Source organism: Pectobacterium quasiaquaticum (assembly GCF_014946775.2).
In the GTDB taxonomy this organism is placed as follows: Bacteria; Pseudomonadota; Gammaproteobacteria; order Enterobacterales; family Enterobacteriaceae; genus Pectobacterium; species Pectobacterium aquaticum.
Map to the genome: position 1 here is coordinate 3359683 of NZ_CP065177.1, position 24253 is coordinate 3383935.

Annotated in this window: 23 protein-coding genes; 13 read left to right on the forward strand and 10 right to left on the reverse strand. The window is 53.8% G+C overall.

The features are described 5' to 3' along the window. Positions 1-24: 24 nt before the first annotated feature. Complete coding sequence (gene dapD / locus IG609_RS15385) at positions 25-852, forward strand: 2,3,4,5-tetrahydropyridine-2,6-dicarboxylate N-succinyltransferase (RefSeq protein WP_039490396.1); 828 nt, start codon at positions 25-27, stop codon at positions 850-852. A gap of 84 nt (positions 853-936) precedes the next feature. Next, positions 937-1326, forward strand: coding sequence for a DUF3461 family protein (locus tag IG609_RS15390; RefSeq protein WP_010284811.1), 390 nt, complete (start codon positions 937-939; stop codon positions 1324-1326). Between the two features lie 72 nt (positions 1327-1398). Here the strand turns inward: IG609_RS15390 and IG609_RS15395 are convergent, their stop codons facing one another. The 4 genes from IG609_RS15395 to syd form a co-directional block, all read right to left on the reverse strand. Next, positions 1399-1854 carry a flavodoxin gene (locus tag IG609_RS15395; protein WP_193397997.1) on the reverse strand — a complete coding sequence of 152 codons (456 nt, stop codon included), beginning with the start codon at positions 1852-1854 and terminating at the stop codon, positions 1399-1401. A 67-nt stretch (positions 1855-1921) separates the two neighbouring features. Next, positions 1922-2710, reverse strand: coding sequence for a tRNA pseudouridine(65) synthase TruC (truC, locus tag IG609_RS15400; protein WP_193397996.1), 789 nt, complete (start codon positions 2708-2710; stop codon positions 1922-1924). After that, on the reverse strand, positions 2703-3053 hold the full coding sequence (locus tag IG609_RS15405; RefSeq protein WP_193397995.1) for a YqcC family protein: 351 nt from the start codon (positions 3051-3053) through the stop codon (positions 2703-2705). Before IG609_RS15405 ends, truC begins: the two co-directional genes overlap by 8 nt. Before the next feature lie 815 nt (positions 3054-3868). Next, entirely contained in the window at positions 3869-4417 is a 549-nt protein-coding gene (gene syd / locus IG609_RS15410; RefSeq protein ID WP_193397994.1) for a SecY-interacting protein, read from the reverse strand. A 70-nt stretch (positions 4418-4487) separates the two neighbouring features. Between syd and queF the strand changes: the two genes are divergently transcribed. From queF to xni, 3 genes are all read left to right on the forward strand, one after another. Continuing rightward, complete coding sequence (queF, locus tag IG609_RS15415; protein WP_193397993.1) at positions 4488-5336, forward strand: NADPH-dependent 7-cyano-7-deazaguanine reductase QueF; 849 nt, start codon at positions 4488-4490, stop codon at positions 5334-5336. A gap of 509 nt (positions 5337-5845) precedes the next feature. Beyond that, positions 5846-7210: a nucleotide 5'-monophosphate nucleosidase PpnN gene (ppnN, locus tag IG609_RS15420; protein ID WP_193397992.1), complete on the forward strand. Its 1365-nt coding sequence runs from the start codon at positions 5846-5848 to the stop codon at positions 7208-7210. A 73-nt stretch (positions 7211-7283) separates the two neighbouring features. Then, complete coding sequence (xni, locus tag IG609_RS15425) at positions 7284-8066, forward strand: flap endonuclease Xni (protein WP_193397991.1); 783 nt, start codon at positions 7284-7286, stop codon at positions 8064-8066. Between the two features lie 53 nt (positions 8067-8119). Here xni and rlmM read toward each other — a convergent pair whose 3' ends face one another. From rlmM to IG609_RS15445, 4 genes are all read right to left on the reverse strand, one after another. Next, positions 8120-9220, reverse strand: coding sequence for a 23S rRNA (cytidine(2498)-2'-O)-methyltransferase RlmM (rlmM, locus tag IG609_RS15430; RefSeq protein WP_039276084.1), 1101 nt, complete (start codon positions 9218-9220; stop codon positions 8120-8122). Further along, the gene (locus tag IG609_RS15435) at positions 9213-9608 is read right to left on the reverse strand and encodes a DUF423 domain-containing protein (protein WP_193397990.1); all 396 of its coding nucleotides are present in this window, start codon (positions 9606-9608) and stop codon (positions 9213-9215) included. Before IG609_RS15435 ends, rlmM begins: the two co-directional genes overlap by 8 nt. Positions 9609-9672: 64 nt before the next feature. Next, positions 9673-10596, reverse strand: coding sequence for a transcriptional regulator GcvA (locus IG609_RS15440; RefSeq protein ID WP_193397989.1), 924 nt, complete (start codon positions 10594-10596; stop codon positions 9673-9675). A 537-nt stretch (positions 10597-11133) separates the two neighbouring features. Next, on the reverse strand, positions 11134-11355 hold the full coding sequence (locus tag IG609_RS15445; protein ID WP_005975888.1) for a YgdI/YgdR family lipoprotein: 222 nt from the start codon (positions 11353-11355) through the stop codon (positions 11134-11136). 183 nt (positions 11356-11538) lie between these two features. On the opposite strand from IG609_RS15445, the gene csdA reads away from it, so the two are divergent. Together csdA and csdE are read left to right on the forward strand one after the other, a co-directional pair. Further along, positions 11539-12744, forward strand: a complete 1206-nt coding sequence (gene csdA / locus IG609_RS15450) for a cysteine desulfurase CsdA (RefSeq protein ID WP_193397988.1) — start codon at positions 11539-11541, stop codon at positions 12742-12744. 3 nt (positions 12745-12747) lie between these two features. Further along, positions 12748-13203 (forward strand): cysteine desulfurase sulfur acceptor subunit CsdE, encoded by a 456-nt coding sequence (gene csdE, locus IG609_RS15455; protein WP_193397987.1) that lies wholly within the window; start codon positions 12748-12750, stop codon positions 13201-13203. A gap of 15 nt (positions 13204-13218) precedes the next feature. Here csdE and tcdA read toward each other — a convergent pair whose 3' ends face one another. Next, the gene (gene tcdA, locus IG609_RS15460) at positions 13219-14037 is read right to left on the reverse strand and encodes a tRNA cyclic N6-threonylcarbamoyladenosine(37) synthase TcdA (RefSeq protein ID WP_039310434.1); all 819 of its coding nucleotides are present in this window, start codon (positions 14035-14037) and stop codon (positions 13219-13221) included. Between the two features lie 68 nt (positions 14038-14105). Next, positions 14106-16364: a molybdopterin-dependent oxidoreductase gene (locus IG609_RS15465; protein ID WP_193397986.1), complete on the reverse strand. Its 2259-nt coding sequence runs from the start codon at positions 16362-16364 to the stop codon at positions 14106-14108. 534 nt (positions 16365-16898) lie between these two features. Between IG609_RS15465 and IG609_RS15470 the strand changes: the two genes are divergently transcribed. The 6 genes from IG609_RS15470 to IG609_RS15495 all read left to right on the forward strand — a co-directional run bounded on the left by IG609_RS15470 (position 16899) and on the right by IG609_RS15495 (position 24225). After that, positions 16899-18485 carry an ABC transporter substrate-binding protein gene (locus tag IG609_RS15470; RefSeq protein ID WP_193397985.1) on the forward strand — a complete coding sequence of 529 codons (1587 nt, stop codon included), beginning with the start codon at positions 16899-16901 and terminating at the stop codon, positions 18483-18485. Positions 18486-18538: 53 nt separating this feature from the next. Continuing rightward, positions 18539-19525: an ABC transporter permease gene (locus IG609_RS15475; RefSeq protein WP_014914428.1), complete on the forward strand. Its 987-nt coding sequence runs from the start codon at positions 18539-18541 to the stop codon at positions 19523-19525. Position 19526: 1 nt separating this feature from the next. Further along, positions 19527-20462, forward strand: a complete 936-nt coding sequence (locus IG609_RS15480) for an ABC transporter permease (protein WP_104213239.1) — start codon at positions 19527-19529, stop codon at positions 20460-20462. Continuing rightward, positions 20459-22180 carry an ABC transporter ATP-binding protein gene (locus IG609_RS15485; RefSeq protein WP_193397984.1) on the forward strand — a complete coding sequence of 574 codons (1722 nt, stop codon included), beginning with the start codon at positions 20459-20461 and terminating at the stop codon, positions 22178-22180. Before IG609_RS15480 ends, IG609_RS15485 begins: the two co-directional genes overlap by 4 nt. Before the next feature lie 49 nt (positions 22181-22229). Beyond that, positions 22230-23438, forward strand: coding sequence for a M20 aminoacylase family protein (locus IG609_RS15490; RefSeq protein ID WP_404825795.1), 1209 nt, complete (start codon positions 22230-22232; stop codon positions 23436-23438). An 85-nt stretch (positions 23439-23523) separates the two neighbouring features. After that, positions 23524-24225: a TetR/AcrR family transcriptional regulator gene (locus IG609_RS15495; protein WP_193397982.1), complete on the forward strand. Its 702-nt coding sequence runs from the start codon at positions 23524-23526 to the stop codon at positions 24223-24225. The last annotated feature ends 28 nt before the right edge of the window (positions 24226-24253 follow it).

The window sequence follows — 24253 nt, forward strand, 5'->3', positions numbered from 1 at the left end:
TACAATCAGGAAAGAGAAATCAGGATGCACCAACAATTACAGAACATCATTGAGACGGCTTTCGAGCGCCGCGCTGAAATCACTCCGGCAAACGCAGACACCGTCACGCGTGAAGCCGTCAATCAGGCTATCAACCTGCTGGATAGCGGCGCCCTGCGCGTTGCAGAGAAAATCGACGGCCAGTGGGTTACCCATCAATGGCTGAAGAAAGCCGTGCTGCTCTCTTTCCGTATTAACGATAACCAACTTATCGAAGGCGGAGAAACACGCTTCTTCGACAAAGTGCCAATGAAATTCGCTGACTATGATGAAGCGCGTTTCCAGCGTGAAGGTGTGCGCGTTGCACCACCAGCCAGCGTGCGTCGCGGTGCTTATATCGCACGTAATACCGTGCTGATGCCGTCTTACGTCAACATCGGTGCTTACGTCGATGAAGGCACGATGGTGGATACGTGGGTAACCGTCGGTTCTTGTGCTCAGATCGGTAAAAATGTTCACCTGTCCGGCGGTGTCGGCATCGGTGGCGTTTTGGAACCGTTGCAGGCTAACCCAACCATCATTGAAGACAACTGCTTCATCGGTGCGCGTTCTGAAGTTGTGGAAGGCGTTGTCGTTGAGGAGGGTTCCGTCATCTCCATGGGCGTGTTCATCAGCCAAAGCACCCGTATTTACGATCGTGAAACCGGTGAAATTCACTATGGTCGCGTCCCAGCTGGCTCCGTTGTGGTTTCCGGCAACCTACCGTCTAAAGATGGCAGCCACAGCCTGTACTGCGCAATCATTGTGAAGAAAGTGGATGCGAAAACCCGCGCGAAAGTGGGAATCAATGAGTTATTACGCTCCATCGACTAAACTAGAAACGGCGGGTTAATCACCCGCCGTTTTTTTATGCTCGAACGATAATCAGGACTATCTAAAAACCGAGAAGGTGACGCTATGTATGACAATCTAAAAAGCCTGGGCATTACCAATCCCGATGATATCGATCGCTATAGCCTGCGTCAGGAAGCAAACAACGACATCCTAAAAATCTATTTTCGTAAAGATAAGGGCGAGTTTTTCGCTAAAAGCGTGAAGTTCAAGTATCCACGCCAGCGCAAGACCATCGTGGCAGACAATTCTGGACAGGGCTACAAAGAGATCAACGAGATCAGCCCAAATCTTCGCTATGTGATTGATGAATTGGACAAAATCTGCCAACAGGAACAGGTTGAAGTCGATCTGAAACGCAAAATCCTTGACGACCTGCGTCATCTGGAAAGCGTGGTTTCCAACAAAATTACCGAAATCGAAGCAGATTTAGAGAAACTAACCAAGAATCGCTAAGCACGATTATCTCAACAGGCCGCAACGAAAACGGGAGCGCGACAGGCTCCCGTTTCTCATTTCAGCACAGCATCACTGCGCGTCAACCAAATCAGCCCATGCTTCAACCCACGGGCATGAAATCACTTCCGGCTCAGGATGCTCGACGGCATCAACGTCCAAAACATCGCCCAGGCGCTCAGCACCGATTTCCTGCAATAACGCATCGAAAAGATGCCCACCCGCGCAGAAATTCGGGTAACTGCTGTCACCCAGCGCAATCACACCATAGCGCAGCGCGGGCTGGTAACCGCCTTTGTCACGCAGTGCGGCGTAAAGCGGAACAATAGAATCAGGCAGTTGGCCTTGTCCCGTCGTCGACGTGACGACTAAAACCGTCTGCTCGCGGTAGTCCAGCCAGGATTCCAGCGTCGCATCTTCAAAGACCTTAACTTCATGGCCACGATCCTTGAGGATATTTTCGGCTTCTTCGGCCACCAGCAATGCATTCCCGTAGACCGTACCAACAAAAATACCAATCTGCGCCATGCTTCTGACTCCCTGTTTAATTCGATATGTTGGATATAAAAGTAATACGGCAGTAATAAGACAGCGATTACTGCTCGACGAAATGCTCGCTATCCTGACCTGAGTCGGCAGGAAACTCAACCCCTGCAAACTCAGGGAGAATCCCCTGCCAGCCAAACTGTGTCATCACGGCCTGCCACGGCGCATCCCAACGCGCCTGCAACGTCAATGGCTGCCCGCTCACCGGATGATTCAGCTGCAACTCGCTGGCATGCAGCATGAGCCTGCCACAAGAGAAGTGCGATTCCATACCGCGATTGTGTCGCAAGTCGCCGTGCGCGGTATCGCCGATAATCGGATGGTGGATATGTGACATATGGCGGCGGAGTTGGTGCTTGCGTCCGGTCTGTGGTTTCAGCTCCATCAGACTGTAGCGTGCCGTTGGGTAGCGGCCGATGGCAACCGGCATCTCGACCTGCGCTAAGGAACGGTAATGCGTAACAGCAGGCTGCGGTGCCTTATCAGGATTAGTAAACTTGTCAGCGATCTTGTCCAGCTCTTCGGTGAGCGCATAATCGATCACACCATCATCCAGCACATAGCCCCGCACAACGGCATGATACATTTTCTGCATCTGGTGTGATTCAAACTGCTGTGATAGCGCACGGGCCACCTCGCTGGACAACGCGAGCAGCAACACGCCGGATGTCGGCCTGTCGAGACGATGAACGGTATACACGTGCTGGCCGATCTGATCGCGCACGGTCTGCATCACCACGACTTTTTCTTTGCGATCCAGCCAGCTACGATGGACTAACCAGCCACTGGGTTTATTGACGGCAACCACATGCTCATCCTGATAAATAATCTCAAGCATCGTGCACTGCGCCATCCTGTACATCGGGGGCGAATAGCTCATCGAGCAGTTTGATACGCAACAGAACCGCCGCTGTTTCTTCTGGCGACCCTTCCAGCGCGTCTTCGAAATAAGGCAGTAAAGCCAGTTCAGCGGGCAGCGCCAGATCGCTGTCCAATAAGGCATGCATGCGCGGCAAAAAAACCCACTGCAACCACTCTTCGGGTTTCATGGTATCGAGGCTAAAAGGCTCCGTGCTGTTAAACGCCAGCTCTTCCGGTGGGACAACCTGCCAGAAAGCGCTTTCCCTCAGTGCGCGCTCAATATCGAATAATGACTGACGAATCTGGTTCTCTCTGCTCATGCGGTTTCTCCCCCTTGACGCCAACAGTAATGGCGGCAAAGCATAGCACTGATATCAGCCAGTGCCCAATCGTCGCATGTTGGCGATACGCTATCGATGATAACCCCTCCAGTCACAGGCAAAAAATTGGGGGTACTGATTGCTCAGTACCCCCGGTTCGTTTTATAGCTATCCCGCTACACATTTGCATCCCTGCTCATCCGTGAAAACTTTTCCTTTTTGGTCGTCCTAACCTACAATCCTTGCTGGCGTCCCACTTTCTTCCTGACGTTTCCATCCTGTATCTTCCGTGATTCAATCCTTTTAGGCTCCTGCCCCACCGATATTCCTAATCGGCTCTCGGTCTCCTTCCTAGAGGTGTCCCTGATTTCATCCTGAAATCATGTTTCTTCCTGAAAACTGTGCTTCTTCCTGAAAATAACGCTTCTTCCTGAAACGACTGTTTCTTCCTAAAACAGTGTTTATCCTTAAAACAGCGTTTCTTCCTGAAACAATGCCTCTTCCTGAAACAATATCTCTTCCTGAAAACAACCCGAGTGCAGTAACGTTATTTTGTTACCTATAGTAACGGTTACACACACTGTAACCGGTTACTAACTTAAGTAATAAGATGTATTAATTGTCAGCTTTCAGCAAGGGGTAATTGACAGTGTTTCTCAATACCCCTCAAGTGACACTGCGGATTTTTATTGTAATTAACTAATTAATAATGAAAAAATTAAAATGAAACATATTTTCAACATTAAAGATAAGACATTTCTTACAGAGAATGTAAGAGATCTCTCACAAAGCAGAAAGTGAAATTCGATTAACCATTAGACCGCTAACGGCTTAAGGCCAGAAAGAAACACCGCTAGCGTTGGCGCTAAAGTCTGACGTTTTTTCGTGCCAAATTCTTCCAGGATAATTTCCCCAGAAACATTACACAGCGACACCATTGTCAGCTCCGAATCGGTTGTCGCTAAAAACAGCGTCGGCGTGAGATTAAGGCGCTTCTGCGTTAATAAATGACCAATCAGATTCTCCTGCATCCGAGTGAAATCCTCTTCGCTCCATACCTGCAACAGCTGGCACGATAGCGAATCAAACTGCGCCGTCATATCCCCAGCATACTGCGCGGTGTAAAAAGCATGAATATCGGAATGCAGGCTGATTTCCAGCGCACGTTCCACGCCATCCAATGCGGCTGAAGGCACAAAAGGCTGTGGCAACCAGTAAACCGTATCGTCACGATTTTCGACAATACACGGGGAAGGTATACCGTAAAGTGCTTCACTGGCGGGCAAATGCCCCTTTTCCTGCTGCCAGCAGGCAACATAGCGCTGGGTGAACGCCGTCAGCGCTGAAACAACCTCATGCTCCATAATTTTTCTCATCACTCTTTTAGTCAGGTTACACTATTCGCCATCACGCTTATCACATCAAGGTAACAGCATGTCCGTCTATGACAAGCATCAGGCCCTGAGCGGGCTGACACTGGGCAAACCCACTCCCTATCATGACCGCTATGATGCCGCACTTCTGCAACCCGTGCCACGTAGCTTGAACCGCGATCCACTCGGCATTTATCCTGACAGCCTGCCTTTTCATGGTGCGGATATCTGGACGCTCTATGAGCTTTCCTGGCTGAACAATCGCGGCGTACCTCAGGTAGCCGTTGGTGAAATGCATCTCAATGCGAAAAGCCTGAATCTGATTGAATCAAAAAGTTTTAAGCTGTATCTGAACAGCTTTAATCAGACGGCATTCGACAGTTGGGAAAGCGTTCGTGCAACGTTAGCCAAGGATCTGGCGCATTGTGCACAGGGGGATGTCAGCATCACGCTTTTCAAACTCAACGAGCTTGAAGGCCTGCCGCTCGCGGGGTTCACAGGCGATTGCATTGACGACCAAGACATCCAGATCGACAGCTACGACTTCAACGCCGACTATCTGGCGACCAACGAACAGGACGCGCCAGTCGTTGAAGAAACGCTGGTCAGCCATCTGCTGAAATCCAACTGTTTGATCACCCATCAGCCCGATTGGGGGTCGGTACAGATTCAATACCGTGGCAAGCGTATCAACCGTGAAGCGCTGCTGCGCTACATTGTCTCGTTTCGTCATCATAACGAATTTCACGAACAGTGTGTGGAACGAATTTTTAACGACATCATGCGCTACTACCAGCCGGAAAAACTCAGCGTGTATGCCCGTTATACCCGCCGCGGCGGGCTGGATATCAACCCGTGGCGCAGCAATACCCCGTTTAACGCGCCAACTGGACGCCTGCCGCGCCAGTAACCGACCGATAAATCAAAAGTCCGCACGATAAGATACCCTAAATAATTCGAGTTTCAGGCAGGCGGCGAGTGAGGGAATCCCGATGAGCTTACTCAAGTAAGTGATTCGGGTGACAAATCTGCCGGGAGCAGATTTGAACGCTGCTTGCAGCGGCCCTTCAGGGCGAGGCCCACGACGGGCCGAGTATTTGAATGTAGCCAACGCACATGCAACTTGAAGTATGACGGGTATATGCGTGGCGTCACGCAAGTTAGGCAACAGACTGCCGCCAACATTGGAAAAAATGATGGCAGCGCGTTAAGGTGGTGTGCCAGACAACAAAAGATCCATAACGTCTGAACGGTGCTCAAGTAGGTTTCATTTAGGCCGAGGTATTTAACGCATGCGCGTAGCGCCTTAAATGAATGACATTCGTGCCGTGCTGCTGAAACGTCGAGCGTGTAACAACGGAACGTGCTCTCGGCAGCCAGCATGGCATCGCGAATTATATTGCGTTTCAAGGAGCAAAATTGATTACACATATCAGCCCATTGGGATCGATGGATTTGTTATCGCAGTTGGAAGTGGACATGCTGAAAAGCACAGCCAGCAGCGATCTCTACCGTTTGTTTCGCAACTGTTCCCTCGCCGTACTGAATTCCGGTAGCCAGACAGATAACAGCAAAGAGCTGCTGTCTCGTTATGAAGATTTTGATATCAACGTGCTGCGCCGCGAGCGCGGCGTCAAACTGGAATTGGTGAACCCGCCGGAAGACGCCTTCGTTGACGGCAACATCATTCGCGCCTTGCAGGCTAACCTGTTCGCCGTATTGCGCGACATTCTGTTCGTCAATGGCCAAATCGCCAGCGCAGGTCGCTATCAGAACCTGAATCTGGAAAATTCTGCCCATATCACCAATCTGGTGTTTTCTATCCTGCGTAATGCCAGAGCGCTCCACGTCGGGGAAGAACCGAACATGGTGGTTTGCTGGGGCGGACACTCGATTAATGAAACCGAATACCAGTATGGCCGTAAGGTGGGCAGTCAGCTCGGCCTGCGTGAACTGAATATCTGCACGGGCTGCGGTCCGGGCGCGATGGAAGCGCCAATGAAAGGTGCCGCCGTCGGTCACGCGCAGCAGCGCTATAAAGAAGGACGCTTCATCGGCATGACTGAACCGTCCATCATTGCCGCTGAACCACCGAATCCGCTGGTCAATGAACTGATTATCATGCCAGATATCGAAAAGCGTCTGGAAGCGTTTGTCCGTATCGGACACGGCATCATTATTTTCCCCGGCGGGGTCGGAACGGCGGAAGAGTTCCTCTATCTGCTGGGCATTATGATGAACCCGGAAAATAGCGAGCAGGTGCTGCCGATTATCCTGACCGGGCCAGAGGAAAGTGCCGACTATTTCCGCGTGCTGGACGAATTCATTGTTAGCACGCTGGGCCGTCAGGCGCGTCGTTACTACTCGATCATCATTAATGATGCCGCAGAAGTCGCCCGTCAGATGAAGAAAGCGATGCCACAGGTGAAAGAAAGCCGCCGCCACACGGGCGATGCCTACAGCTTTAACTGGTCACTGCGCATCGCACCCGATCTGCAACTGCCTTTTGAGCCGACACATGAAAATATGGCCGCCCTCAATCTGCATCCGAATCAGCCGGCTGAAGAGCTGGCTGCCGCGCTGCGCCGAGCGTTCTCCGGTATTGTGGCCGGTAATGTGAAGGAAGTCGGTATTCAGGCGATTGAGCAACGTGGGCCGTACAAAATTCACGGCGACCCGCAGATGATGAAAAGCATGGATACGCTGCTACAGGGCTTTGTCGCACAACAGCGCATGAAGCTGCCCGGCAGCGCCTATATCCCCTGCTACGAAATCTGCGCCTAACGGTTCACCGCTCGATCGTACCTCTGTGGGGAAGCCTCGCTTCCCCCCCTCTTATCACATCAGGAATTACGCGATGCCCGTCCATTTGCTGATTGTCGACGCACTCAATCTGATACGTCGCATTCATGCGGTACAAGGTTCGCCTTGTATCACGGCATGCCAACATGCGCTGCATCAACTCATACAAAACAGTCAGCCTACGCACGCGGTCGCCGTCTTTGATGATGAAGATCGCGATACCAGTTGGCGTCACCAGCTCTTGCCGGACTACAAAGCAGGACGCACGCCAATGCCAGAGAATCTGAAGCAGGAACTCCCGCAGATTAAAGCGGCATTTGCCGCCGTTGGCGTAGCAAGCTGGCATAGTCCCGGCAATGAAGCAGACGATCTGGCGGCTACGCTGGCCGCCAAGCTGTCATCCGCAGGTCATCAGGCAACGATCGTGTCGACTGACAAAGGGTATTGCCAGCTACTGGCTCCACACATTCAGATCCGGGATTACTTTCAGAAACGCTGGCTGGATCTGCTGTTTATCGAACAGGAGTTTGGTGTGTCACCGCAGCAGCTTACGGACTACTGGGGGCTGGCAGGTATTAGCAGCAGCAAGATTCCGGGCGTCGCAGGCATCGGTCCTAAAAGTGCCACACAGCTTTTGCAACAGGCAGGAAGTCTGGAGGCGTTGTATCAGCAGTTGGATACCGTACCGGAGAAGTGGCGTAAGAAGCTGGAGCAGCATAAAGAAATGGCGCTGATCAGCCGTCAGGTTGCGACGCTACGTACCGATTTAACGCTTAATGGCAATCTTCAACAGTTGAGGCTGCCGGTGCAGAATATCGCTCAGCCGCATTCTCACTAGCGGATGAAGACGGATGCGTACCTGAGTGGCCTCAGATACGCACCTGTTGGAGACTATCGCTCGTCGCGACGGCCGGGCACCGCGCTCCAGAAACGACGAACATGCACGGTGATTTCCTCACGGTCATGATACAAATGCTTGGCATGCACTTCAGCATTAACGCCATTTTCGCTCAGGCGCTCACGCAGCATGGCCAGATTCTGTGACACCTCTTCATAGCGCTTCTTCATCGGCAATTTCAGATTGAATATCGCTTCACGACACCAGCCCTTGATTAGCCAATCACTCATCAGGCTGGTGACTTTCGCAGGCTTCTCCACCATATCGCACACCAGCCAATACACGTTATTACGCGGTACTTCGAAGCGGAAACCATCCGCCTGATGGTGCATCACCTGTCCAGTATCCATCAGACTCGGTGCCATTGGGCCGTTGTCTACCGCATAAACCATCATGCTGCGTTTAACCAGTTGGTAAGTCCAGCCGCCGGGGCAGGCACCTAAATCCACCGCGTACATGCCGCTGCCCAAACGCTCATCCCACTCGTCGGCAGGAATAAAGACGTGAAACGCTTCTTCCAGCTTCAGTGTCGAGCGGCTTGGTGCATCAGAAGGGAATTTGAGGCGTGGGATCCCCATATAAAACGGTGAATTGTTATTGCTATAAGAGTAACCGGCATAGCAGCAGCCGGGCGCAATGAACAGCACATGGAGCACCGGACGATCTGCTTTTTCATAACCCAGCAGAATTTTGTGCTCGCGCAATGCCGCGCGCAGCGGCACGGTAAATTTGCGGCAGAACTTCATCAGCTCTTTGCTTTCATTGGTGTCGGGAACTTCAACGCGCAGCTCTCCCGCCCGTTCAATCGCTCCCGTCAGCATACCAACGATGGGCGTGATGCGGTCTTCTGGCGGCAGGTCGCGTAGCAGTTCACCGCTCACGAACATCTGGCGAGCAAAAATCAGCTCATGAAACGGCAGCGTTTTGACCAGACGTTCGGCATCTTCATGCTGATAGCATTCAAACACGACGTAGCCACTGTTCTCTTTTACCCGTGCGAAGCCGAACGCATTATGCTGCGTAGCTTTTTCCGTTATTTCCGCCGCACACTCTTTCTCAAATCCAGGACGGCAATACAAAATGACTTTATTCATGGCGTTTAGCCTTTCTCTTCAGACGCAGTGCGCCAATCAATAATAATATCCATCCCACCAGAAAACAGGCTCCGCCAATCGGCGTCACATAAACCCACAGTTTCAGGTGAGAAAGCGCCAGACAGTACAAACTTCCGCTGAAGAGTACCGTTCCCAACGCCAGAAAAACGCTGCTCCAGTAAAACCACAGATTGGTTCGCTGTTGCATCGCAACCGCTAGCGCCAAAATCGCCAGCGTGTGAAATGCCTGATATTCAAGGCCGGTTTTCAACCAACCCAGCTCCGTTACACCCAGCGTTTTGCTGAGAACGTGAGAGCCAAACGCGCCCAGCGCGACAAAAGTGAAGCCACTGATAGCAGCAAACACCAGCATGAAACGACTATTCATCGTTATTACCTATCATCGTAGTTACCTACGTGAGTTATTCGGTTAATCAGCCCGCGACACGGCTTCAGCGCGTGCTGTTGTCATAGCGGAAACGAAATTTTTCCTGTTCGCTGGCTGCCCGCGCCAGAATCCAATGGCGAAAGGCGGCTATTTTACCCAGTTCTGCCTGACTGTCATGACATACCAGATAAAAAGCATTCCGGCTGACCAACACATCGTTAAACGGGCACACCAGTCGCCCCGCTTCAAGTTCCGTCTGCGCCATCACATTATTTGCCAGCGCGACGCCCTGCCCGTGAATCGCTGCCTGCAACACCATCGCGCTGTGGCTGAAAATCGGCCCTTGCTGCACGTTAATCTGCACGCCAAGCTGGCGCGTATAGGACAGCCAGTCACGCCGCGACGCATCATGCAGCAGCGTATGTGCAACCAGATCGTCCGGCGTTTTTAACGGATGATTCCCCGTCAGCAGCACCGGCGAGCAAACGGGCAACAGATATTCGGCGTACAGCTTTTCAACCCGCAGCCCCGGCCAGTTTCCCCGGCCGTAGAAAATCGCGACATCCACATCATCCGCTAGACGATCTTCATCTCGATCCACCGCCTGAATACGCACATCAATCCCCGGATAGTCGGAGTTAAAACTCGAAAGACGCGGCACCAACCAATGAATGGCAAAGCTGGGCAGCAGGCTGACCGTTAACGCGCCTTTGGCGCTGCGGGATTGCAGCTTACGGGTTGCCTCATTCAAAGAGGAGAAGATCTCTTTGATATCAAGATAGTAACTTTGCCCTTCCTCCGTCAGTAGCAGGGAACGATTACGACGGCGGAATAATTTAAGCCCTAGGAAATCTTCCAGTGACTTAATCTGGTGGCTGACGGCAGCCTGCGTAACAAACAGTTCTTCTGCCGCTTTGGTAAAACTTAAATGGCGAGCCGCCGCATCAAAAACGCGCAATGCGTTGAGCGGAGGGAGACGTTTTGACATGAATGAAATCTTTTGGTTTACGCTAAATCAGCGATTTATCAGGCACATTCGTACCCAATAACGCTTAAGGTGCAGAAAGGCGACAATCGGAAATCGCCCCAGCCGATCCGCTGTCTACACGATCAAAATAATCGACAGCGACCAACCTCTCCACAACGAAAAGATGACGGGTACATATATTAGTTTTTGTAATCCGAGACATTATAATTTGTCCGTTGAGGATGTACCAGCAAATACCTATATTAGCGCAACTTCCTGGGCCGGAACGAAAAGTGCGGAGGGGTGACCTGAGGTGCTTTTGGCTTGTGGTTGTGATGTTGTGTTTGCTATTTGTTTGTCTGCCTTTTGCAGATGTGGTAGCGAGTCTACCCTATTCACTTCCTGAACATTTACCCTGTCTGTCCAAAGTGATTTTTTGTGTAGCACCGCAAATTGCGGTGCTTTTTTTTGCTTACGTTTCACACCTGAATGCCATGGCACGCAGATCTAGCCTCTGGCACGGCTTAACAGGCAACGTGTGATGATGGGCAAACGACACTATTTCCCTTTCGCCATTTCTTTCACATTATCACGGTTAATTTGCTGCTGCTGACCGTAGGCATCGGTATAGCTGATCATACCCGTCTCATCATCCACCTTCGGTTTCCCCTCTGCGACGATGGTACGCCCGTCATTGGTATGCATGACGTAATTACTGGAACAGGCTGCCAGAGAAAACGCCATCACGATAGCGGCAAAAATAGAAATTTTATTCTTCATAGTTAACCCTCAATGAATTTAAATGTTTTCTAGTTAACCTTATTCATCAGGAAATCCTGAAAATTAACACTTTAAAGCGTAGCAATGGTTACTTTTTTTTCCATAAAATCGCATTAGGCATAGTCCTAAACTTGTCTCTCTCGACAAAATGGGACAGGATCTGCCCTCCAAAAGAGGATGCTCATGACACCGTTTAACCCCGCCACCTTTCGCCAACAGTTCCCCGCTCTCCAGCATTCAACTGTCTATCTTGATAGTGCCGCGACCGCACTGAAGCCGCAGCCCGTCATTGATGCTGTGCAAGCGTTCTATTGCCGTGAGAGTGGTACGGTGCATCGTAGCCAGCATCGCGGCGCGCAGGCGTTAACCCAGCGTTTTGAGGGCGCTCGTGAGCAAGTTGCCGCTTTGCTCCACGCAGACGATCCGCGTTCCATTGTCTGGACCAGAGGCACGACGGAAGCGATCAATCTGGTCGCGCAGAGCTATATGCGCCCCCGACTTCAACCTGGCGACGAGATCGTCGTAAGCGAAGCGGAACATCACGCTAACCTCATTCCGTGGCTGATGGTGGCGCAGCAAACGGGCGCGAATATCGTGAAGTTACCGATAGGCGCGGACTGGTTACCGGATATCGAACAGCTCGCCACGCTGATCACGCCAAAAACCCGCCTGCTGGCGCTGGGACAGATGTCAAACGTGACAGGCGGGCAGCCCGATCTGGCGCGAGCGATTACGCTGGCTCACCGCTATGGTGCGGTAGTAATGGTTGACGGCGCGCAGGGCATCGTTCATTGCCCGCCCGATGTGCAAGCGCTGGATATTGATTTCTACGCGTTTTCCGGGCACAAGCTTTATGCCCCAACCGGGATTGGCGTGCTGTACGGCAAAACCGCCTTGCTGGAAAGCATGATGCCGTGGCAAGGCGGCGGGAAGATGATGACGCAGGTGTCCTTTGACGGTTTCAAACCGCAGGCGATTCCACAGCGCTTTGAAGCGGGAACGCCGCACATTGCCGGCGTACTTGGCCTGTCTGCGGCACTCGACTGGCTGACCACGCTGGATTGGCACGCCGCAGAGCAGCATAGCCAGCAGTTAGCGCAGCTTGCCGAAACGTATTTAGCGCAGTTCCCCGGCTTTCGCAGCTTCCGTAGCCCGCATTCCAGCGTACTGTCCTTTGATATTGCCGATGTGCACCACAGCGATCTGGTTACGCTGCTAGCCGAAAGCGGCATCGCACTGCGCGCCGGACATCACTGTGCGCAGCCGCTGATGGACGCACTCGGTGTCAGCGGCACGCTCCGCGCCTCGTTTGCCCCGTATAACAACCAACAAGATGTTGCTGCGCTGATCGCCGCAGTGAGCAACGCCCTTGAATTACTGATCGACTAAACCATGACCCAGACAACTGACACTATGCATCCTTTTGGCCACCACACCACTGTCGCCGACCTGCTGGTGCGCTTCGATGCCTGCCGCGCATGGGAAGATCGCTATCGGCAGCTCATTTTGCTGGCAAAGGCATTACCAACGTTGCCAGACGAGCTGAAAACCGAGGAGATTTCATTATCCGGCTGTGAAAATCGCGTCTGGCTGGGTTATCAACGTCAGGAAGGCGGCAGGCTGCATTTTTACGGCGACAGCGACGGGCGCATTGTGCGGGGATTACTGGCGGTCTTGTTAACCGCCGTAGAGGGAGAAACGCCAGAAGCGCTGTTGCAGCACGATCCGCTGGCGCTGTTCGATAAGCTAGGGCTTCGCGCGCAGCTCAGCGCTTCGCGTTCAAGCGGACTGGCGGCGCTGGCCGCCAGAATCAAGGAGATAGCTGAACAAGAGGCTGCGGACAAATAGCGGTATTCGCGCTATTTATTTCTGCAGCGCAGACGCTCTTTCCCTTTTCGCTATCATCTTCTTCAGCGCATGAGATACCGCAACAAACCCAAAGGTTGCGGTGACCATCGTCGCAGCGCCAAAGCCTGACGCACAATCCATACGCATCACCCCATCAGCCGTACTGCGCGACGCACAGACGGAACCGTCAGGCTGCGGATACACCAGCGGTTCGCTGGAAAACACGCAGTCGATGCCCAGCTTTCCTTTGCTGTTCTTCACCACGTTAAAATCGTGCTTTAACCGCTCACGCAGCTTGGCGGCCAGCGGATCCTGAATCGTTTTCGCCAGATCGACGACTTCAATGCGGGTCGGATCGATCTGCCCGCCCGCACCGCCGGTTGTCACCACCGGGATCTTATAGCGGCGGCAGTAGGAGAGCAGCGCCGCCTTCGGGCGCACGCTGTCGATAGCGTCAATCACATAGCTGAAGTTCTGGTCGAGCAGCTCAGCCACGTTTTCCGCGCTAATGAAATCATCCACACAGGTGACGCGACATTCCGGGTTTATCGCCAGAATACGTTCGGCCATCACTTCCGTCTTCGACTGTCCGGTGTGCTGACGCAGCGCGTGAATCTGCCGGTTGGTGTTACTGACACACACATCATCCATATCGATCAGCGTGATCGCACCGATGCCGGTACGTGCCAGCGCCTCAGCCGCCCAGGAGCCGACGCCACCAATGCCAATCACGCAAACGTGAGCCTGAGAAAACAGCGCCAGCGCCTGTTGACCATATAACCGCGCAGTGCCGCCGAAGCGTTGCAAATAGGCTTCGGATAATTGCGTACTCATTCAACCAACCTTACGAAAACAAAATCACAGGAAAATAAAACCGCGAGAAAAAGCGGCTCAGGATAGCGCTAAACCCGCACGACATCCACCAGACAGCTCATGGCGTTCGGTCCCTGCGTCAGCGGCGACGTGCCGATATCCAGCGTCAGTACATTCGCATTTCCTGATTGTTCAACCGGATGCCACGTTTTCTGGCCGAAGCCGGGCTCAAACCAGGCCCCGGTGGACATAATCACCACGCCCGGCGTGACGCCGTCGGTAATCTGTACGCCCGCCAGAATACGGCCACGCGCGTTTCTGACTTCCACCTGTGAGCGATCGACGATATCCCGCGCAGCGGCGTCCTGCGGGTGCATATAAAGCGTCTCTTTTCCTGCGGTCTTATTCGCGGCAACCTGCGGTGTAGCGGCCAGTTGGCTGTGCAAACGGTCGGACGGCTGAATGGAAATAAAGTGCAGCGGCCACTCTTCCGTGCTTTTGGCGCCCAGCCATTCAACGGGAGGCTGCCATTCAGGATGCGGCGCAAAATCCGCATAGCCATAGCTGGCGATGGCAGAGCTAAACAGTTCAATTTTACCGCTTGGCGTACTGAGCGCATGCTGCTGCGGATCGCGGCGGAAATCCTCAAAGAACACAAATGGCTTTTCATCCATCGGGATTTCTACATGTCCCTGCTGCCAGAACTCCTCAAATGACGGCCAGCGATCAGCGGCATCTCGCTGCCTTGAACGACATTCCTCATAAAGATGTTCCAGCCACTGCTGCTCGCTGCGATTTTGCGTGAACGCCTCGCCATAACCCAGACGCTCTGCCAATTCGCTGAAAATATCCACGTCATTACGCGCCTGATGCTGCGGCGCAATCGCCTGATGCATGGCAAAGATAAAGCGATCGCGAGACGACCCACCGATATCATTACGCTCTAGTGTCGTGGTGACGGGCAGCACGATATCCGCCATCTGCGCCGCGGGCGTCCAGACGATATCCTGCACAATCACCGTATCCGGCTTGCGCCAGCCGTCCACCAAACGGTTCAACTGCTGGTGATGATGGAACGGGTTACCGCCCGCCCAGTGAATCAGATGAATATCGGGATAGGTGTGGGTTTCGCCCTGAAAGGTATAAGGCGTTCCCGGATGCAGTAGCATATCGGCGATACGCGCCACGGGAATCGCCTTCCCCACATTCGGGGTTGATGGAGAAGCTGGCGCAGGCGTTGAAATACGCTCGTTGCCGACGCTATTCATCGAACCGTGGCCGAAGGAGAATCCGCCGCCCGGTAACCCCACCTGTCCCAGCATGGAAGACAGCGCAATCATCATCCAGTAAGGCTGTTCGCCACGATGGGCACGCTGCACGGAGTAAGAGCAGGTAATGAAGCTGCGTACGCCGATCAGTTGCTGCGCCAGACGTCGGATGCGCTCGGCGGGAATGCCTGTGATATCGCTGGCCCATTCGGGGGTTTTCACCACGCCGTCGCCGCGACCGTGCAAATAGTCAATCAGCTGTTCATAACCGACGCAGTAGCGTTGCAGGAAATCCTTATCGTCAGCCCCCAGGCGCTGAATTTCATAGCCCAGTGCCAGCATCAAGGCGACATCGGTATTCGGGCGAATTGGAATCCACTCGGCATTCACAAATTCAGGGCAGTCATCACGCATCGGGCTGATGTTAATCACCGGAATTCCTTTCGCCACCAGCGCTTCCAGCGCGGGCTTAAGCGTGTGGTGCCCGGCCCCGCCGGATGCCACCTGTGCGTTTTTCAGCGCCAGACCGCCAAACGCGAGGAAAATATCACAATGCTCGGCGACGCTGCGCCACTCGGTGACCTTGCCCGTCAGCGGATGAAAGGTGCCAATCACGTACGGCAGGAAGAACTGCGCCGCACCCCAGCTGTAATTGCCCTGCTGATCGACCGCACCGCCGCCGGAGAAATAGAAGCGTCGAACCTGAGAACGCGCATGGTGATAACGCCCCGCAGACGACCAGCCGTAAGAACCGGCAAACATACCGTCCGCACCGTAGCGATCGCGAATACGGCGATTCTCCTGCGCGACCAGATCGAGCGCGACGTCCCAATCCACTTCAACAAAATCTTCCCGACCACGCAGCGTTCTGTCGCTGTTTTCGCGTTTCTGAAGCCAGGATCGACGCACCGAAGGCCGACGGATACGTCGGTCGGAATACACCAGCGGCACGATGGAATCGAGCATGGCGGACGGTGCCGGATCGTCGGCAAATGGCTCGCAGCGAATCAGCTTGCCGTCTTCAACCACAGCGGTAAACGCGCCCCAGTGCGCAAGATGTGGATAACGTTTAATCGCCATGACAACCTCAGGATAAGTAATTAGCAGGCTGGATAATAACCCGAATTATCGGTGTCCCCAACAGCAAGAAGCGTGAATAGCTTATGCGTAATGTGGCATTACTTATCCATATTTAAACGTTCGTTTAAAACACACGTTGGGCTAGGGTTTAACCAGAAAATAAAGAGGTGGCTCAGGATAATGCCGATCGCTTAAGAACCGAGATACACGGAGCGACCACGGGGCGAGGTATCCCTACGGGAACCTCATCCCCGTGTTTCTCCTAAAATGAGGCCTAAGTGATCCGCCTTAAAATTCAGGCAGTTTTATTATTTTTTCGTTATTCAAACCAGGAACGCAGCATGAAACCCATTACGCCACACAGCAACGGTAATGACGCTATTTTACTGCCCCGATGTTGACTTAATTCAGCCTGATTTCTCTTCCTCCTGAAGAGAACGGTTTTTTGTCACCCAAAACACATCATTCAAAACACGCCATTAAAAAAATAAAGGCGGAGCGCACAACGCTGCCCTCTGCATACGGATGGGAAATATGAAAAAAAATCTATTCTTGTCAGCGTTGATTCTGACGTCTTCGCTCTTCGGCCTTGCCGCACAGGCAGAAACGCAGACGCCAAAGCGCGGCGGCACGCTGAACTTTTTGGCCGAGCCTGAACCGCCCGTATTAACCAGTCTGGTCAGCACCAGCGGCGCAGTGATGAAGGTCAACGCCAAGGTGATTGAAGGTCTGTTGAATTACGATTTCGATATGAAGCCGACCCCGCAGCTGGCAACCAGTTGGTCAGTAAGCCCGGACGGCAAACAATATACGTTCCATTTGCGTAAAGGCGTGAAATGGCATGATGGGCAAGACTTCACCTCTGCGGACGTCGCGTTTTCTATTCTGACCGTCAAAAAATACAATTCACGCGGTCAGGGCACGTTTGCTAACGTCACTGAAGTGAAAACCCCGGATCCGTATACCGCGATCCTGGAACTGTCAAAACCCGCACCTTACCTGCTGAGCGCGTTCTCCGCTAATGAAGCGCCTATCGTGCCGAAACACTTATACGAAGGCACAGACATTCTGTCGAATCCCCACAATACCGCACCGATTGGAACCGGCCCGTTCGTCTTCAAAGAATGGGTTCGTGGCAGCCATATCCTGTATGAACGTAACCCAAACTACTGGGACAGTCCCAAGCCTTACGTCGATAAACTGGTGGTGAAGATTATTCCCGATGCCGCCACTCGCACGATTGCGCTTGAAACCGGCGCGCTCGATCTGGGAAGCGACTCTCCCGTTCCGCTGAGTGAAATTGAACGCATCAAGAAAAACCCCAAGCTGGGCATTGAAACCGCTGGCTACGGTTACAGCCCAACGCAAACCCGCATTGAGTTCAATCTGGATAACCCTTACCTGAAGAACCTGAAGGTTCGCCAGGCCATTGCGCACAGCATCAATATTGATGTGTTGAAAAATGTGGTGTGGTACGGCTATGCGGTAAGTTCACCGACGCCGATTACGCCAGAACTGGCGCAGTTCCATGATGCAACGCCGTCACCTTATGGCTTCGATATTGCCAAAGCGAACAAACTGCTGGACGAAGCCGGCTTCCCACGTCAGGCAAACGGTATCCGCTTCACGCTGGTACATGATTTCATGCCCTATGGCGATAGCTTCAAACGCGTGGCGGAATACCTCAAATCCGCACTGGCCAAAGTGGGGATTGACGTCACCATTCGCTCACAGGATTTCGCCACCTTCGTTAAGCGCGTTTATACCGACCGCGACTTTGACTTCAACAATGGTTCCATCTCGAACCTGTTCGATCCTGCCGTGGGCGTACAGCGTCTGTACTGGTCAAAAACCTATCAACCGGGCGTACCTTTCGGCAACGGCTCACATTACAGCAATCCAGAAGTAGATCGTTTGCTTGAGCAGGCCTCGGTAGAAACCGATCCTGAAAAACGCGTGGAGCTGTACAAGCAGTTCCAGCGCATCATCGCCACGGATATTCCCGATTTGAACCTGCTCCAAATTAAGCGCCAGACGATTTACAACAAGCGCGTGCATAACGTCGTCACGGATATTCAGGGCGTCAACGGCAGTCTGGCCGACGTGTGGCTGGATCAGTAATCGTAATACGGCATTCCCCTGCTCGAGCAGGGGAACTCTCATGAAGGTATGTGATGAATAAAGTAGAACGAATCGGGCGCGTACTGTGGCGTACCCTGCTTCACGCGCTGCCAACGGCGATTGGCATTATCATTCTGGTGTTTTTCCTGTTGCAACTGGTGCCGGGAGACGCCGTTGATGTGCTGGCTGGCGAGGCAGGCAATGCAACCGAAGCGACCATGGCACACCTGCGCGCTCAGTTCGGTCTCGATCAACCCATACTGCAACAGCTTTCTGTCTATTTGGGCAATTTGGCACAGTTCAGCCTCGGCTTTTCGCCTCGCTATAACGCACCGGTAATGGATCTGATCCTGTCACGGCTGCCGGGCACGCTGTTCCTGATGCTGCTGTCACAGGTTTTCGCCATCATCATCGGCATAACGCTGGGAACGATCATGGCGGTGTGGGCGGGTAAATGGCCCGACCGCCTGCTCTCGCTGATCGCGCTGCTGCTCTACTCCACGCCGGGGTTCTGGATCGGCCTGATGACGCTGATTCTGTTTTCCGTACATCTTGATTGGCTACCAAGCGGCGGCAATATCACCATCGGCGCAAACCTCACTGGCTGGGCATATTTCAAGGATATGTTGCAGCATGCCATCCTTCCGGTTGTGGCACTGAGCAGCTTTTTTATCGCCATTTATGCCCGCCTGACCCGCGCGGCCATGTTGGAAATTGCCCAGCAGGATTTTGTGCGCACCGCACATGCCAAAGGGCTGTCGCCGCTGTGGGTTACCGTCAGGCACATTCTACGCTGTGCGCTGCTGCCTATCACGACCGTTGCGGGTATGCACTTCGGCAATCTGCTGGGCGGAGCGGCGGTGGTCGAAACGGTCTTTAGCTGGCCGGGACTGGGCCGTCTGGCGCTGGAAGCGGTAATGGCACGTGACTTCAACGTCTTGTTAGGCGTCCTGCTGCTTTCCGCCTTCTTAGTCATTTTGGCTAACGTGCTGGTGGATTTACTGCAATCCTGGCTCGATCCCCGAATTAAGGCGCGCTGATATGAATCACCTTTCTCCTGAAAATCTCACACCGAAGAAAGCCGCAGCGGACGGCGTTAGCTCAGCAGCAACTCGCCCGTTAAAAATGCCTTTTCGCCTGTCACCTGAGGTACGTGCATTTATCCGCAACCCCGCCGGGATGGCTGGCCTGCTATTGCTGATTACGGTATTTCTGATGGCCGCTTTCGCACCGTTGCTGTATCCCGGCGATCCGCTGGATATGGTCGCTCAGCCTTTCTTGTGGCCGGGCGAAAATCCTGATTTCCCGTTAGGAACCGATTCGATGGGCCGGGATGTCGCCGCTGGAATCGTCCACGGTTCACAGGTTTCTTTGCAGATTGGCTTCTCGGCGGTCATCGTCAGCCTGTTAATTGGCACCGTCGTCGGTGCGCTGGCGGGCTATTTTGGCGGTCGGGTTGATGACCTGCTGGTTCACATTACCGAACTGTTCCAGACCTTCCCGACCTTTTTGTTAGTCGTGGTGCTGGTCGCCATCGGCTCCCCTTCGGTGACTCTGATTTCTCTGGCCATCGGTATTGCCTCCTGGCCGACGATTGCACGTCTGGTGCGGGCCGAGTTTCGCTCGCTGCGTGAAAGCGATTTTGTGTTAGCCGCACGCAGTCAGGGATTTTCCAGCCTGCGTATTATTTTTCAGGAAATGCTGCCGAACGCGCTGCCGTCGATCATCGTCACCACGTCGGTCATGGTCGCCTCGGCCATTTTGATTGAATCCGCCCTCTCCTTCTTGGGCTTTGGCGATCCGAACCGCGTGAGCTGGGGCAGCATGATCGGCGCTGGCCGTGAATCGCTGCGTACCGCCTGGTTTCTTACTGCCCTACCCGGCACCGCACTGGTCTTAACCGTGCTGTCACTGAATCTGGTGGGCGACGCGTTGAACGATGCCCTGAATCCACGGTTACGGGGGAGAAGCGCATGAAGCCGCTGGTCAATATTCAAGATTTACGCGTTGATTTTCCCGGTCATCAGGCCGTTCGAGGGCTAAACCTGACGATTAACGCCGGAGAAACGCTGGCGCTGGTTGGCGAATCCGGCTGCGGTAAATCCGCGACGGCGCTGTCCCTGATGCGATTGGTCGCCGAACCGGGGAAAATCAGCGGCCGCATCCTGTTTGATGGACAGGATCTGCTAATCCTGCCAGACCGGCAGATGCGCCAGCTGCGTGGCAGTGCGCTGTCGATGATTTTTCAGGAACCGATGACCTCGCTCAATCCAGTACTTTCCATCGGGCAACAGATTAGCGAAACGCTGCGGTTGCATGAAACGCTGACGCCCGCACAAGCACGGACGCGCGCCATCGAGCTGTTGGATCTGGTCAAGATCCCTGAACCAGCACGCCGGGTGGATGACTATCCACATAACCTGTCTGGCGGACAGCGTCAGCGCGTCATGATCGCGATGGCAGTGGCGTGCCGTCCGCGTCTGCTCATTGCTGATGAACCGACCACGGCGCTGGACGTCACCATTCAGGCACAGATTCTGGCGCTGCTGGATAACCTGCGTCGTGAATTCTCGATGAGCCTGCTGCTGATTACGCACGACCTTGGGCTGGTGGCGCAATGGGCCGACCATGTGGCGGTGATGTATGCCGGGCAAAAGGTAGAAGAAGCACAGGCAGCCGACCTGTTTCAGCCATCCACACACCGTTTCGCCCCCAAGCACAGCTACACACGCGGGCTGTTAGCGACATCGCTGCACATGGATCAGGACAGACACTACCGCACCCATCGGCTGGCGGAAATCCATCACGCGCCAACGGATGAAGGCTTTACGCTGCTGACGCCGCCCACCTTAATTCACCGAGCCACCGATACGAGCCAGCCGCCGCTGCTCTCGCTGAAAAATATTCATACTCGCTATTCAACCGCACAAGGCAAGGTGCTAGCCGTTGACGATGTGTCACTGACGATTTTGCCCGGAGAAACGCTTGGTCTGGTGGGCGAATCCGGCTGTGGTAAATCCACCCTGTCCAAAACCATTCTGCGCCTGCTACCGCCTTCACACGGGCAGATCGTGTTCGATGGGCAAGACATCACGACGCTAAAAGAATCACGGCTGAAAGCGCTGCGTCAGCGGGTGCAGATGATTTTTCAAGACCCTTATGCGTCGCTGAATCCACGCCACAGTATTCAGCATATCCTTGAAACGCCGCTAATTGTGCACGGCCTTGGCGAGCGTGCGCAGCGACAGCAGGCGATCAAAAATATCATCGATCGTGTTGGTCTGCCGCAAAGCAGCCTGAGCCGCTATCCCCATGAGTTTTCCGGCGGGCAACGCCAGCGTATCGGTATTGCCCGTGCGCTGGTGGTACGTCCTTCGCTGGTGATTTGCGACGAGCCGGTGTCCGCACTTGATGTCTCTATTCAGGCGCAGATCCTCAATCTGTTGGTTGAGTTAAAAAACGAAATGGGCCTGTCGCTGCTATTTATTTCCCACGATCTCGCGGTGGTTCGTTATATCGCCGACCGGGTCATGGTGATGCAAAACGGGCGCTGCGTGGAAAGTGGCGATCACCACAGCATCTGGCATCAGCCACAGCATCCGTACACCCGCAAACTGATTGATGCCGTCCCCGGCGGCGGGCAGCGCGAAGCGTCTGTATCTCCACAGCTGATGAGCAGGCAGGCGCATGGATAAGCACAGTGAACGCCAAGTGAGTACATCAACCGCTATTGACCAAGCAGCGATGGAATCGGTCATTCAGGATTTTTTACCTGAGCTGATTGCGATTCGTCACCATATTCATCAGCACCCAGAAATCGGCTTTGAAGAGGTTGCTACCGCGCAATTGGTGGCGGAAAAGCTGGCGGCATGGGGGCTTGCCGTCACCACCGGCATCGGTGGAACGGGTGTGGTCGCCACCCTACATGGCCGTTATCCCGGTGAAGACAGCATCGGCCTGCGGGCAGACATGGATGCGCTGTATATCAATGAGAAAACGGACCTGCCCTATGCCTCGGTGCATGCTGGGAAAATGCATGCCTGCGGACACGATGGACACACCACCATGCTGCTGGGTGCCGCACGCTATTTGTCTCAGCACCCCGACTTTGCTGGCACGGTACATTTTATTTTCCAGCCCGCGGAAGAAGGATTAGGTGGCGGGCTTGCCATGCTCAATGACGGCCTGCTGATCAGGTTCCCCTGCAACCGACTGTTTGGCCTGCATAACAAGCCCGGTATCGAGGTGGGTCAATTCGCGATTAGCAGCGGCCCGATGCTGGCGGCAAGTGATACCTGGCAGGTCACGTTTCACGGCACAGGCGGACACGGCGGTTCAGGCGTTCACCTTTCTATCGACCCGACGCTGCCCGCCGCGCAATTTATGCTTGGCCTGCAAACCATCGTCAGCCGCAACGTCCCTGCGATGGAGGCAGCAGTGCTCAGCATCGGTCATATTCAGGGCGGCGATGTCCATGCCCCAAACGTTATCCCAGATAGCGTCATCCTTAAAGGAACCGGACGGAGCTATTCGCCGAGCGTGCGCCACCTGCTGGAAACGCGCCTGCGAGAGCTGGCACACAGCACCGCACAAGGTTTTGGCGCAACGGCCGACGTGCATTATGAACGGCAGTATCCCGCGCTGGTTAACGACACGCACGCCACGCAGTTAGCCGTTAACGCTGCCGCGCAGGTGGTCGGATTCGAACAGGTTAACGCCGCGATGACGCCGCTACTGGGTGCAGAAGATTTTGCCTACATGCTGGAGCAGCGCCCTGGCGCCTTCATGATGCTGGGGAACAGCGACAAAAAGGCGCCCAACGTGCATCACCTACATACCCCGCACTACGACTTTAATGATGCGCTGATCCCATTAGGGATCCGCTATTGGGCGACATTGGTTTATCAAGAACTGGGTTTACCAAGGACTGACGTTATCAGTAACCGAGTCTAGAGGGAGCGCATTTCCCCACGGCCTCAATCTAACAATGCATGACGTCGGAGCATCCGACGGCGAGCGTGAGCAAAAAGGATGAATCATGGTGGCGTTATTGAAAACTAAAGATCAAAGCAAAGAAAAAGAGGCAGACATTAAACAGCGCATCCTGCGTGAGGCCATCACGATCTTCGCCTGCAAAGGCAGTGAGCTAACAACGATTCGCGAAATAACAGAAGCCACCAACGTGAATGTGGCGTCGGTGAATTATTACTTTGGTTCGAAAGAAGGGTTACTGCGTGCCGTATTGGACAACGTTCTCGGCCCGTTAAATGACGAAAGAACGCGTCTGCTGGATGAGGTGGAAAAGGCTAATCACGGTGATGAACTGCCCGTTGCCGTGCTGCTGGATGCGCTATTGCGCCCGCTGGTTAAAACAGCTCGCACGCCCGACGGTGGACGTATTGTCGTTCGCCTATTACAGCATCTGCGGGCGACACCGGGTTTGGAGGTAACCGCCCTGCTGTCGGCCCAGTTCGATCACGTCGCTCACCGTTTTATCGATGCCTTTTCTCGTGCTTTACCGGCGCTATCGCGCGCGGAGGTGATCTGGCGTTATGAATTTGCCCGCGGTGCCGCCATGCACGTGTTAACCGACGCCGATCCGCGTTCTGGCCGTCTGGCGCTGCTCTCCAAAGGGCTGTGCGACAACCGCGATGACGATCGCGTGCTGTCGCACCTATTACGTTTTGTCGAGGCGGGTTTTACCGCCAAACCACTGACTGAGACATCCCTTCAGTCCTGATTTTTCGTTATTCGTAACACGTTTAAAC

Bases quoted from the DNA above. Each gene is read 5' to 3' on its own strand.
- dapD (WP_039490396.1), top strand. From the start codon at position 25: ATGCACCAACAATTACAGAACATCATTGAGACGGCTTTCGAGCGCCGC.
- IG609_RS15390 (WP_010284811.1), top strand. From the start codon at position 937: ATGTATGACAATCTAAAAAGCCTGGGCATTACCAATCCCGATGATATC.
- IG609_RS15395 (WP_193397997.1), bottom strand. From the start codon at position 1,854: ATGGCGCAGATTGGTATTTTTGTTGGTACGGTCTACGGGAATGCATTG.
- truC (WP_193397996.1), bottom strand. From the start codon at position 2,710: ATGCTTGAGATTATTTATCAGGATGAGCATGTGGTTGCCGTCAATAAA.
- IG609_RS15405 (WP_193397995.1), bottom strand. From the start codon at position 3,053: ATGAGCAGAGAGAACCAGATTCGTCAGTCATTATTCGATATTGAGCGC.
- syd (WP_193397994.1), bottom strand. From the start codon at position 4,417: ATGGAGCATGAGGTTGTTTCAGCGCTGACGGCGTTCACCCAGCGCTAT.
- queF (WP_193397993.1), top strand. From the start codon at position 4,488: ATGTCCGTCTATGACAAGCATCAGGCCCTGAGCGGGCTGACACTGGGC.
- xni (WP_193397991.1), top strand. From the start codon at position 7,284: ATGCCCGTCCATTTGCTGATTGTCGACGCACTCAATCTGATACGTCGC.
- rlmM (WP_039276084.1), bottom strand. From the start codon at position 9,220: ATGAATAAAGTCATTTTGTATTGCCGTCCTGGATTTGAGAAAGAGTGT.
- IG609_RS15435 (WP_193397990.1), bottom strand. From the start codon at position 9,608: ATGAATAGTCGTTTCATGCTGGTGTTTGCTGCTATCAGTGGCTTCACT.
- IG609_RS15440 (WP_193397989.1), bottom strand. From the start codon at position 10,596: ATGTCAAAACGTCTCCCTCCGCTCAACGCATTGCGCGTTTTTGATGCG.
- IG609_RS15445 (WP_005975888.1), bottom strand. From the start codon at position 11,355: ATGAAGAATAAAATTTCTATTTTTGCCGCTATCGTGATGGCGTTTTCT.
- csdA (WP_193397988.1), top strand. From the start codon at position 11,539: ATGACACCGTTTAACCCCGCCACCTTTCGCCAACAGTTCCCCGCTCTC.
- csdE (WP_193397987.1), top strand. From the start codon at position 12,748: ATGACCCAGACAACTGACACTATGCATCCTTTTGGCCACCACACCACT.
- tcdA (WP_039310434.1), bottom strand. From the start codon at position 14,037: ATGAGTACGCAATTATCCGAAGCCTATTTGCAACGCTTCGGCGGCACT.
- IG609_RS15465 (WP_193397986.1), bottom strand. From the start codon at position 16,364: ATGGCGATTAAACGTTATCCACATCTTGCGCACTGGGGCGCGTTTACC.
- IG609_RS15470 (WP_193397985.1), top strand. From the start codon at position 16,899: ATGAAAAAAAATCTATTCTTGTCAGCGTTGATTCTGACGTCTTCGCTC.
- IG609_RS15475 (WP_014914428.1), top strand. From the start codon at position 18,539: ATGAATAAAGTAGAACGAATCGGGCGCGTACTGTGGCGTACCCTGCTT.
- IG609_RS15480 (WP_104213239.1), top strand. From the start codon at position 19,527: ATGAATCACCTTTCTCCTGAAAATCTCACACCGAAGAAAGCCGCAGCG.
- IG609_RS15485 (WP_193397984.1), top strand. From the start codon at position 20,459: ATGAAGCCGCTGGTCAATATTCAAGATTTACGCGTTGATTTTCCCGGT.
- IG609_RS15490 (WP_404825795.1), top strand. From the start codon at position 22,230: ATGGAATCGGTCATTCAGGATTTTTTACCTGAGCTGATTGCGATTCGT.
- IG609_RS15495 (WP_193397982.1), top strand. From the start codon at position 23,524: ATGGTGGCGTTATTGAAAACTAAAGATCAAAGCAAAGAAAAAGAGGCA.